The 10,826-nt window shown below is 70.9% G+C and carries 10 protein-coding genes; 2 read left to right on the forward strand and 8 right to left on the reverse strand.

The window, feature by feature from the left end:
• The 3 genes from CCN56_RS20065 to lepA form a co-directional block, all read right to left on the reverse strand.
• Window positions 1–861: coproporphyrinogen-III oxidase family protein (locus CCN56_RS20065; protein WP_086828716.1), on the reverse strand; the 861-nt coding region annotated here is incomplete at its 3' end.
• Window positions 862–900: 39 nt separating this feature from the next.
• The gene (locus tag CCN56_RS20070; protein ID WP_086828703.1) at window positions 901–2,772 is read right to left on the reverse strand and encodes a long-chain fatty acid--CoA ligase; all 1,872 of its coding nucleotides are present in this window, start codon (window positions 2,770–2,772) and stop codon (window positions 901–903) included.
• 232 nt (window positions 2,773–3,004) lie between these two features.
• Window positions 3,005–4,870, reverse strand: a complete 1,866-nt coding sequence (gene lepA, locus CCN56_RS20075) for a translation elongation factor 4 (RefSeq protein WP_041129189.1) — start codon at window positions 4,868–4,870, stop codon at window positions 3,005–3,007.
• Window positions 4,871–5,055: 185 nt separating this feature from the next.
• Between lepA and rpsT the strand changes: the two genes are divergently transcribed.
• On the forward strand, window positions 5,056–5,322 hold the full coding sequence (gene rpsT / locus CCN56_RS20080; protein ID WP_043221497.1) for a 30S ribosomal protein S20: 267 nt from the start codon (window positions 5,056–5,058) through the stop codon (window positions 5,320–5,322).
• A 332-nt stretch (window positions 5,323–5,654) separates the two neighbouring features.
• On the opposite strand, the gene holA is transcribed toward rpsT, so the two are convergent.
• Window positions 5,655–6,644 carry a DNA polymerase III subunit delta gene (gene holA / locus CCN56_RS20085; RefSeq protein ID WP_086828705.1) on the reverse strand — a complete coding sequence of 330 codons (990 nt, stop codon included), beginning with the start codon at window positions 6,642–6,644 and terminating at the stop codon, window positions 5,655–5,657.
• 62 nt (window positions 6,645–6,706) lie between these two features.
• Here holA and CCN56_RS20090 point away from each other — a divergent pair, with 62 nt between their 5' ends.
• On the forward strand, window positions 6,707–6,949 hold the full coding sequence (locus tag CCN56_RS20090; protein WP_086828707.1) for a hypothetical protein: 243 nt from the start codon (window positions 6,707–6,709) through the stop codon (window positions 6,947–6,949).
• A 65-nt stretch (window positions 6,950–7,014) separates the two neighbouring features.
• Here the strand turns inward: CCN56_RS20090 and CCN56_RS20095 are convergent, their stop codons facing one another.
• The 4 genes from CCN56_RS20095 to CCN56_RS20110 all read right to left on the reverse strand — a co-directional run bounded on the left by CCN56_RS20095 (window position 7,015) and on the right by CCN56_RS20110 (window position 10,729).
• The gene (locus CCN56_RS20095; protein WP_086828709.1) at window positions 7,015–7,899 is read right to left on the reverse strand and encodes a YceI family protein; all 885 of its coding nucleotides are present in this window, start codon (window positions 7,897–7,899) and stop codon (window positions 7,015–7,017) included.
• Window positions 7,900–7,997: 98 nt separating this feature from the next.
• Window positions 7,998–8,807, reverse strand: coding sequence for an arylamine N-acetyltransferase (locus tag CCN56_RS20100; RefSeq protein ID WP_086828711.1), 810 nt, complete (start codon window positions 8,805–8,807; stop codon window positions 7,998–8,000).
• A gap of 33 nt (window positions 8,808–8,840) precedes the next feature.
• Window positions 8,841–10,103, reverse strand: a complete 1,263-nt coding sequence (locus CCN56_RS20105) for an MFS transporter (RefSeq protein ID WP_086828718.1) — start codon at window positions 10,101–10,103, stop codon at window positions 8,841–8,843.
• A 5-nt stretch (window positions 10,104–10,108) separates the two neighbouring features.
• Window positions 10,109–10,729 carry a helix-turn-helix domain-containing protein gene (locus CCN56_RS20110; protein WP_086828713.1) on the reverse strand — a complete coding sequence of 207 codons (621 nt, stop codon included), beginning with the start codon at window positions 10,727–10,729 and terminating at the stop codon, window positions 10,109–10,111.
• Window positions 10,730–10,826 lie beyond the last annotated feature (97 nt).

Consider the following 10,826-nt stretch of genomic DNA (forward strand, 5'->3'; position numbering starts at 1 on the left):
GCGCCCGGCCTCGGAGGTGGCCCAGTTGGACACCTCGTACCAGGAGAAGCCCGCCTCCTCGAAGGCCGCGTCGGCGATCAGGTACCGGTCGGCGTGCACGTCGTCGTCGGTCATGGGCACCTCACCGCGCCGGATGCGCCGGGCGAGCTGCGTGCCCTCCTCGACGATCAGGGCGTAGGCGCTGACGTGGTCCGGCCCGGCCCCGATCGCCGCGTCCAGCGAGGCCCGCCAGTCGTCGTCGGTCTCGCCGGGGGTGCCGTAGATCAGGTCGAGGTTGACGTGCTCGAACCCGGCGGCCCGCGCCTCACCGACGCACGCCTCGGGCCGCCCCGGCGTGTGCGTGCGGTCGAGGATCTTCAGCACGTGCTGCCGGGCGCTCTGCATCCCGAAGGAGATCCGGTTGAACCCGCCTTCCCGCAGCTCACTCAGATACGCCGGGTTCACGGACTCCGGATTGGCCTCCGTCGTCACCTCGGCGTCGTCCGCGAGCCCGAACTCGTCCCGGACCGCCCCCAGCATCCGCACGAGGTCCCCGGCGGCGAGCAGCGTCGGCGTGCCGCCGCCGACGAAGACGGTCCGCACGGGCCGCGGGTCGTCCCCGAGGACCTTCCGGGCGAGCCGGATCTCCTCGACGACCTGCTCGGCGTAGTTGTCGCGGGAGGCGAGCACACCGCCCGTACCGCGCAGCTCGCTCGCGGTGTACGTGTTGAAGTCGCAGTAGCCGCAGCGCGTCGCGCAGTACGGCACGTGCAGGTAGAACCCGAGCGGCCGCTCCCCGGCCCCTTCGAGGGCGCTCGGGGGCAGCGCCCCGTCGTCGGGCACGGGCTCACCATCGGGCAGTACGGAAGGCATGGGCCCCATTGTCCCGCACTGCCCGAGGTAACGGCCCGGCCCCGCGGGTCAGGCCTCCCGCGAGCCCGCGTACATCTCCTCGATGAGGTCCTTGTACTCGCGCTCGACGACCGGGCGCTTCAGCTTCAGGGACGGGGTGAGCTCGCCGTGCTCGATGTCGAGGTCGCGCGGCAGCAGGCGGAACTTCTTGATCGTCTGCCAGCGCTGGAGGCCCTCGTTGAGGCGGTCGACGTAGCCCTGGATCAGCTTGACGGTCTCCGGGGCGGCGACGACCTCGGCGTACGACTTGCCGCCGAGGCCGTGCTCGGCGGCCCAGCCGAGGAGCGCGGGCTCGTCGAGGGCGATGAGGGCGGTGCAGAAGTTCCGGTCGGCGCCGTGGACGAGGATGTTCGAGACGAACGGGCAGACGGCCTTGAACTGGCCCTCGACCTCGGCCGGCGCGATGTACTTGCCGCCGGACGTCTTGATCAGGTCCTTCTTCCGGTCGGTGATCCGCAGGTAGCCGTCGGCGGACAGCTCGCCGATGTCGCCGGTGTGGAACCAGCCGTCGGACTCCAGGACCTCGGCGGTCTTCTCCGGCAGGCCGTGGTAGCCCTCCATGATGCCGGGGCCGCGCAGCAGGATCTCGCCGTCGTCGGCGATCCGGACCTCGGTGCCGGGGAGCGGCTTGCCGACGGTGCCGGTGCGGTAGGCCTCGCCGGGGTTGACGAAGGAGGCGGCGGAGGACTCGGTGAGGCCGTACCCCTCCAGGATGTGGATGCCTGCGCCGGCGAAGAAGTAGCCGATCTCGGGGGCGAGGGCGGCGGAGCCGGAGATGCAGGCGCGCAGGTTGCCGCCGAAGGCCTCGCGGATCTTGCCGTAGACGAGGGCGTCGGCGACCTTGTGCTTCGCGGAGAGGCCGAAGGGCGCGGAGGCGGTGCCGGTGCGGCGGAAGTTGTCCTGGGTGGCCTTGGCGTACTCGCGGGCGACCTCGGCCGCCCACTGGAAGATCTTGTACTTGGCGCCGCCGCCGGCGCGGGCCTTGGCGGCGACCCCGTTGTAGACCTTCTCGAAGATGCGGGGGACGGCCGCCATGTAGGTGGGCTGGACCACCGGAAGGTTCTCGATGATCTTGTCGACGCGGCCGTCGACGGCGGTGACGTGCCCGACCTCGATCTGGCCGGAGGTGAGGACCTTGCCGAAGACGTGGGCGAGCGGCAGCCACAGGTACTGGACGTCGTCCTGGGTGACGAGACCGGTGGCGGCGATGGCCTTGGCCATGTACGACCAGTTGTCGTGCGGGAGGCGGACGCCCTTGGGGCGGCCGGTGGTGCCGGAGGTGTAGATGAGGGTGGCGAGCTGCGTGGAGGTGATCGCGCCGACCCGCTCCTTGACCGCCTCGGGGTGCTTCTCCAGGTACGCCTTGCCGCGCGCCTCCAGATCGGCGAGGGAGAGGACGAACTCGCCGTCGCTCTCGACTCCCTCGGCGTCGACGACGACGACGTGGTGGAGGTTCGGCAGATCGGCGCGGCGCTCGACGGCCTTGGCCAGCTGGGCCGCGTCCTCGGCGATGAGGACCTTGGACTCGGAGTCGGAGAGGATGAAGGCCGACTCCTCGGCGTTGGTCTGCGGGTAGACCGTGGTGGTCGCGGCGCCCGCGCACATCACGCCGAGGTCGGCGAGGATCCACTCGACCCGGGTGGAGGAGGCGAGGGCGACGCGCTCCTCGGCCTGGACGCCGAGGTCGACGAGGCCGGCGGCGATCGCGTAGACCCGCTCGGCGGCCTGTCCCCAGCTGAGCGACTTCCAGTCGTCCGGGCCGGAGGCGGCGGGCACCGGGTAGCGGTAGGCCTCCGCGTCCGGGGTCCGCTCGACGCGCTCAAGGAAGAGGGTCGCCACGGAGGGCGGCCGGTTCTCGATCTGGGTCTGTGTGTCGCTCACGACGTCCTCCGGGCGGCGGCGGTGCCTGCTGGTGGTTCGTAACTAACTGGCGAGTAACCTTCGAGCCGGGATCAGAGTAAAGGGCCGAGGAGCGGCGCGTAAGGCCCTGCAGGGCGTCGCTTCACGTCGCTTCAATAACGAACGGGCCCGCGTGCGCACGACGAACGGGCCCACGCGCACACGGCGCGTGGACCCGTTGGCTGCATAGGACAACTATTGTCCGGCTTCCTGGCTACTTCTTCTTGCCGGAGGACTCGTCGCTGGAGAGGACGGCGATGAAGGCCTCCTGGGGCACCTCCACCGAGCCGACCATCTTCATGCGCTTCTTGCCTTCCTTCTGCTTCTCCAGCAGCTTCCGCTTACGGGAGATGTCACCGCCGTAGCACTTGGCGAGGACGTCCTTCCGGATGGCGCGGATGGTCTCGCGGGCGATGACCCGGGAGCCGATGGCGGCCTGGATCGGCACCTCGAAGGCCTGCCGCGGGATGAGCTCGCGCAGCTTGGCGACCAGCCGGACACCGTAGGCGTACGCGGCGTCCTTGTGGGTGACGGCCGAGAAGGCGTCGACCTTGTCGCCGTGCAGCAGGATGTCGACCTTGACCAGGCTGGAGGCCTGCTCGCCGGTGGGCTCGTAGTCGAGGGAGGCGTAACCGCGGGTCTTGGACTTCAGCTGGTCGAAGAAGTCGAAGACGATCTCGGCGAGGGGCAGGGTGTAGCGGATCTCGACCCGGTCCTCGGAGAGGTAGTCCATGCCGATCAGGGTGCCGCGGCGGGTCTGGCAGAGCTCCATGATCGCGCCGATGAACTCGCTCGGGGCGAGGATCGTGGCGCGCACGACGGGCTCGAACACGTCGCTGATCTTGCCCTCGGGGAACTCGCTCGGGTTGGTGACGGTGTGCTCGCTGCCGTCCTCCATCACGACGCGGTAGACCACGTTCGGCGCGGTGGCGATCAGGTCGAGCCCGAACTCGCGCTCCAGACGCTCACGGATCACGTCGAGGTGGAGGAGACCGAGGAAGCCGACGCGGAAGCCGAAGCCGAGCGCGGCGGAGGTCTCCGGCTCGTAGACCAGCGCGGCGTCGTTGAGCTGCAGCTTGTCGAGGGCCTCGCGGAGGTCCGGGTACTCCGAGCCGTCCAGCGGGTAGAGGCCCGAGAAGACCATCGGCTTCGGGTCCTTGTAGCCGCCGAGCGGCTCGGTGGCGCCCTGGTTCTGGGAGGTGATCGTGTCACCGACCTTGGACTGCCGGACGTCCTTCACACCGGTGATGATGTAGCCGACCTCGCCGACGCCGAGACCGTCGGAGGACGTCATCTCGGGCGAGGAGACGCCGATCTCCAGGAGCTCGTGAGTGGCTCCGGTCGACATCATCCGGATGCGCTCGCGCTTGTTGAGCTGCCCGTCGACGACACGGACGTACGTCACGACACCGCGGTACGAGTCGTACACGGAGTCGAAGATCATCGCGCGGGCGGGGGCGTCGGCGACACCGACGGGCGCCGGAACGTCCTGGACGACGCGGTCGAGCAGCGCCTCGACGCCCATGCCGGTCTTCGCGGAGACCTTGAGGACGTCCTCCGGCTGGCAGCCGATGAGGTTCGCCAGCTCCTCGGAGAACTTCTCCGGCTGGGCGGCCGGCAGGTCGATCTTGTTGAGGACCGGAACGATCGTGAGGTCGTTCTCCATCGCGAGGTACAGGTTCGCGAGAGTCTGCGCCTCGATGCCCTGCGCGGCGTCGACGAGCAGGATCGTGCCCTCACAGGCGGCGAGCGACCGGGACACCTCGTAGGTGAAGTCGACGTGCCCGGGAGTGTCGATCATGTTCAGGATGTGCGTATTGCCCTGAGCCGGCCCCTCGGTCGGCGCCCACGGCAGCCGGACCGCCTGGGACTTGATCGTGATGCCGCGCTCCCGCTCGATGTCCATCCGGTCGAGGTACTGGGCACGCATCTGCCGCTGGTCGACCACACCGGTCAGCTGGAGCATCCGGTCGGCAAGCGTGGACTTGCCGTGGTCGATGTGCGCGATGATGCAGAAGTTGCGGATCAGAGCCGGGTCGGTACGGCTCGGCTCGGGCACGTTGGTAGGAGTCGCGGGCACGCAGGGATCTCGTCTCGGGCGATGTTCAGAACGGATACGTAGACACCATGGTCCCATGCCCGCCGCCCGGCGCCCGGTTTGGGCGGCCCTGAGGGTGGCTGATAGTGTGGACAGCTGTGTCTCGCATGCCCTCTCAGCTGCGGGGCGCATCCAGAAGGAACATCGAACCTGTAAAGGCTCTTTTCGTGGCGAACATCAAGTCCCAGATCAAGCGGAACAAGACGAACGAGAAGGCGCGCCTGCGCAACAAGGCCGTCAAGTCCTCGCTCAAGACCGCGATCCGCAAGGCCCGTGAGGCTGTCGCCGCCGGCGACCTCGAGAAGGCCACCGTCGCCGCTCGTGCCGCCTCGCGTCAGCTCGACAAGGCTGTCTCGAAGGGTGTCATCCACAAGAACGCCGCCGCCAACAAGAAGTCGGCGCTGGCCGTCAAGGTTGCCTCCCTCCAGGGCTGAGCTCTGATGTGATCGGCCGTACGGGACCCAGCGGGCCCTCTACCCCGCTCCCGCCCGGCCACCCGGACTCGCGCGCGGACGCGTTCGCCACGCGGGCGCGAGCCCACCAGCTGTAACGCCGAAGGCCCCGTCTCCTCCTTCCCCAGGAGGTCACGGGGCCTTCGCCGCGCCCGGGGCCGAACGGGGAGGGCGGGGCGAACCAGCCGCTGGGCCGTCGGCCCCGGGCCGGGCGGCAGCTTCGCGCCGCCCGGTCACGCCGGTCCGCACGGCCCGCCGACCGGCCGGGCCCGCCGGCCAGCTAGGCCCGCCGACCGGCCGGGCCCGCCGGCCAGCTAGGCCCGCCGCATCCGCGCCGCCCGCGCCACCGCGACCACCGCCTTCTCCAGGGCGTACTCCGGGTCGTCGCCCCCGCCCTTCACCCCCGCGTCCGCCTCCGCGATCGCCCGCAGGGCCAGCGACACCCCGTCCGGGGTCCAACCGCGCATCTGCTGCCGCACGCGGTCGATCTTCCAGGGCGGCATGCCCAGCTCCCGCGCCAGGTCGGCGGGCCGCCCGCCCCGCGCCGAGGAGAGCTTTCCGATCGCCCGTACGCCCTGGGCCAACGCGCTGGTGATGAGCACGGGCGCGACCCCGGTCGAGAGCGACCAGCGCAGGGCCTCCAGGGCCTCGGCCGCCCGCCCCTCGACGGCGCGGTCCGCGACGTTGAAGGAGGAGGCCTCGGCACGGCCCGTGTAGTACCGCCCGACGACGGCCTCGTCGATCGTCCCGTCGACGTCGGACGTGAGCTGCGAGACCGCGGACGCGAGCTCCCGCAGATCGCTGCCGATCGAGTCGACGAGCGCCTGGCAGGCCTCGGGCGTGGCCGACCGACCGAGCGCCCGGAACTCCTGCCGTACGAACGTCAGCCGTTCCGCCGGCTTCGTCGTCTTCGGGCAGGCGACCTCCCGGGCCCCGGCCTTGCGCGCCGCGTCGAGCAGCCCCTTGCCCTTGGCGCCGCCGGCGTGGAGGAGGACGAGCGAGATGTCCTCGATCGGGTCGTCCAGATACGCCTTGACGTCCTTGATCGTGTCGGCGGAGAGGTCCTGCGCGTTCCGCACGACCAGCACCTTGCGCTCGGCGAAGAGCGAGGGGCTGGTGAGCTCCGCGAGCGCCCCGGGCTGGAGCTGGTCGGGGGTGAGGTCGCGGACGTCCGTGTCGGCGTCGGCGGCCCGCGCGGCCGCCACCACCTCCTGGACGGCGCGGTCGAGGAGCAGGTCCTCCTGCCCCACGGCGAGCGTCACGGGGCCGAGGAGGTCGTCGGGGGAAGTCTTTCTGGTGGCCATCGCGGTCCAGCATCCCACGGGCCACTGACACCGCCGCCCGGGACGGGGACGAGAATGGCGGGGTGAGTGAACGACACGTACTGGTACTCCCCGACCGCGACGCCGCCGAGGAGGTCGCCGGGGAGCTCCCCGACCGTTTCGGCCTGGCCGAGGAACCGCAGCTCGTCCGCGACGCCCTGGCCGGCGAGGACGACGCCGAGGACGCGCAGTGGCTGGTGGTCGTCGAGGACCCGGACGCCCGCCTCGACCCGGCGGCGCTCGACGCGCTGGCCGCCGAGTACGAGGGCTGGCTGGAGGCCCCGTAGGGCCCCGGGCGCGCCCGCCGGCCCGCCGGCCCGTCAGCCCGTCAGCCCGTCAGCCCGTCAGCCCGTCAGCCCGTCTTCGGAACGATCTGGACGTCGAGGTCGATGCTGATGCTCGACCCGACGGCCGCGATCCCCCGCGCGAGCAGCGTCTGCCAGGTGAGGGTGAAGTCCTCGCGGTGCAGCTCGGTGGTGGCCCGGCAGGCGCCCCGGGTCTCGCCCTCCAGGCCGTTCCCGAGGCCCAGGTACTGGGTGTCCAGGGTCACCGTGCGGCTCACGCCGTGGAGGGTGAGGGCTCCGGTGACGGCCCAGCGGGTGCCGCCCCGGTGGACGAAGCGCTCGCTGAAGAACTCCAGCGTCGGGTAGGCGCCGACGTCGAGGAAGTCGCCGGAGCGCAGGTGGTCGTCGCGCATCTGCACCCCGGTGTCGATGGAGGCCGCGTCGATGACGACGTGCATCGCGGACTGCTCCATGCGCTCGGCGATCCGCACGGCTCCCGCGAAGCTGTTGAACCGGCCGTGGATCCGGGCGAGGCCGATGTGGCGCGCCGTGAAGCCGATCTGCGAGTGCAGGGGGTCGATCTCCCAGTCGCCCGGCTCGGGGAGCTGGGGCTGGGGCGCGACCTGGAGCAGGACGTCGCCGAGGCCCTGGTGCTCGCCCTCGGTGACGACGGCGCTGCCGTGGTACGGCGTGTAGCCCTCGGAGGTGACGGCGACCCGGTACTCCCCTGCCGGCACGGTCGCGAGGACCGTGCCGTACGGGTCGGTCTCGCCGCCCAGGACCTTGCGGCCCGCCGCGTCGCTGACGACGAACTCGGCCTGCCGGACGGGTTCGTGCACGGGGTCGAGCACCCGGCAGCTGAGCACGCCCGCCGAGGAGGGGACGGCGAGGCCGGCGAGCGGACCGCCGCGCGAGGCTCCCACCACGCGCTTCCCGAAAAGACGATCGAACATTCTTCACGCACCCCCGTGCGACTCGTTCACCATGCAACGAAGTCGCATTCGATCACCGTTGGGGCGTTCGAGGCAAACGGGGCGAGTGACGGCAAGTGTTACCGAGGGTCCGAATTAAAGATTCCGCTTCTTACGGCCGGCAGCACGTCGAACTCGATGCCGAACAGCTCCCGGTACGCGTCCCTCACCGCCTCCTCCCCTTCTAGAACCCGCTCCTCGCGCTCGCCACCCGTACGAACGATCAGCTTCGGGGCACTGAGCGTGATCCGCCCCTCCTCGGTCAGCCGGGAGCAGATGAGGGACCGCGGGAAGTGCGAGTCGGACGAGGTCTGGTGGTACCAGGCGCCCACCTCGAAGTCGGCGAGCTCCCGCGGCCGCGCCTCCAGCCGGTACTTCGGCTTCCCGTCCCGCAGCACGTCCAGGTCGCCTTCCTCGGTCTCGACGATCCGGAAGACCCCGCCCGGGTCCTGCTGGTCTTCGCGGGCGTCGAAGGCCAGCGGGTGGTGGCTGTGGTCGCCGAACCCGACGTCGGCCAGCCACCGCTCCCCCTCGGCCGTCTCCACGAGCAGTGCCATGTGGTCGTACGGGATGCCCGGCTTCCCGTCCGGTCCGATCACCCGCGCCTGGAGCAGCGCGACCTCGTACCCGAGCCCCCGCAGCAGGACGGCGAACGCCGTGTTGACCTCGTAGCAGAACCCACCCCTGCGGGCGGTGACCACCTTGTCGAGGAGCGCCTTCTCCTCCAGGACGACGGGCTCGTCGAGATGGAGGGAGAGGTTCTCGAAGGGCACGGTCCGCAGGTGGAGCAGGTGCAGCTCGCGCAGCGCGGCGGCGTCGGCGCGCCCCGGCCGCTCCGCGCCGATGCGGCGCAGGTAGGCGTCGATGGCGGCAGGTTCGTGTGTGGTCATGCCGGCAGTCTGCCTTCTCGGTGATCCACCGCTCTACGCGGTTACCACCGACTCCCCTTCCCGCGTGGGCAGTTCCCGCAGCTTCGGCACCGGCGAGGGCAGCAGCCAGAGCACGGCGAGCACGGCTCCGGCGGTGGCGATCCAGAGCGTGGGGCGCAGTCCGACCGCGGTGCCGAGCAGACCGCCGGCGAGCGCACCGAGCGGGCGGAAGCCGTGGTTGAGCGTCCGGTACGCGCCCATGACCCTGGCCCGTACGGCGTCGGGTATCAGCGCCATCTGAAGGGACCCTCCGGCGATGTCGGCGAACATCACCCCGACGCAGGAGAGGAACTCCGCGAGGAAGAGCATGCCGATCACCAGCGGAAGCGGTCCGCCGGCCAGGGGCACCAGGAGCAGCGGCAGGGTGAATCCCAGGAAGCCGGCGACGAGCGAGCCGCCGATGCCGATCCGCCGGACGACCGCCCCGCTCCACACCGCCCCGAGGAGACCGCCCACGGCTCCGGCCGCGAGCACGAGGCCGAGCAGGCCCGCGCCGATGCCGAGTTCGGTGGTCGCGTAGAGCACGAAGAGGGTGGAGAACATGAAGTTGAAGAACTGGACCGTGGCGGAGGCGGCGAAGAGCGCGCACATCGAACGCTCCCGGACCACCCAGCGCAGCCCTTCGGTGAAGTGCCCCTTGGCCACGGGCGCCGGCGCGGGTTCGACCGGCTTGATCCGGGCCAGGTACCCGGCCGACACCACATACGTGACGGCGTCCGCGACCAGGGCGAAAGGTGCAGTGAGGAACTGCACGAGCAGGCCCCCGATGCCGGGGCCCGCGAGCCAGGCCATCGACCGGCTGCCGTTGACCAGCGAGTTCGCCTGGACGTAGTGCTCGGTGGGGACGAGTGCGACGAGCACCGTGGCGTTGCAGACCTCGAAGAGCACGGTGAGCGCGCCGATCCCGAAGGCCACCGCGTACAGCTGGCCGAGCGTCAGCGCATCCAGGGCGTAGGCGACGGGGAGGGTCAGGACCAGCGCCGCCCGTCCGAGGTCGGCCGCGATCATGGCGCGTCTGCGGCTGGCCTGGCGGTCGGCCCAGGCGCCGAGCGGCAGGTTGAGCAGGAGGGCGGGCAGCAGTTCGGCGGTCTTGAGCAGGCCCATCGCCGTGGCGTCGGCGCCGAGGACCAGGACGGCCGCGAGCGGGATCGCGATGAGCGAGATCTGGTCCCCGGCGAGGGAGACGGTCTGCCCGGTCCAGTAGCGACGGAAGGTCCGCTCGCGCAGCAGCGCCGGTACGCGTTCCACGAGGGCCATCTCGATCACCCCTCTTCGCCGTCGGGGATGTCCTGGTCCAGGTAGGCGATCCGCAGGATGCTGACGGGCCGTGCGCCCTCCGGCCTGAGGGACGGGTCGGACGCGCGTGCCTCGTAGGGCCGGAGCAGCTCGTCGATCCGCTCTCCGATGCCGGCCAGCTCCTCGGGGGTGAGGTGGAGCAGGGAGTCGCCGAACTGCTCGGCCTCCCGCCACTCCTTCGGCAGCCGGTGCCGGTTCTCCAGGGCCCGGGTGACCCGCTCGAAGTAGCGCTCGGCGACGGCGGTGCTCAGCGCGTCGGCCGCCTCGGCGACCGTCGCGTCCTCGCTGTACTCCGGCCATTCCGTGTACCGGGCCGTGGCCCGCCAGGGCTTCTCCCGCCCACGCCCGCCGGGCGCCTCCTCCACCAGCCCGTACTTGGCGAGTATCCGCAGGTGGTAGGAGCAGCTGGCCACGGATTCGCCGGTCAGCTCGGCGGCCCGGGTGGCGGTGAAGGGCCCGCTGCTGCGCAGCAGCCCCACCAGCGACATCCGCAGCGGATGGGCGTAGGCCCGCAGGGCACGCGGGTCGGTGAGCCGGATGCTGCGGGGCTGCTCGCCCCCGGGTTGCGGCTCGCTGTTCTCCGTCATGATGTAAAGCTATCTTTAGAAAGACTCCTTTACAAGGATTTCTTTACAAGCCCTCCTACGGTCTCGCCCTCCCGACGCCTCACCCTCCTCCCGGTAC

This window comes from Streptomyces sp. NRRL B-24572, from assembly GCF_002156145.1.
GTDB classification, from domain to species: Bacteria; Actinomycetota; Actinomycetes; order Streptomycetales; family Streptomycetaceae; genus Streptomyces; species Streptomyces vietnamensis.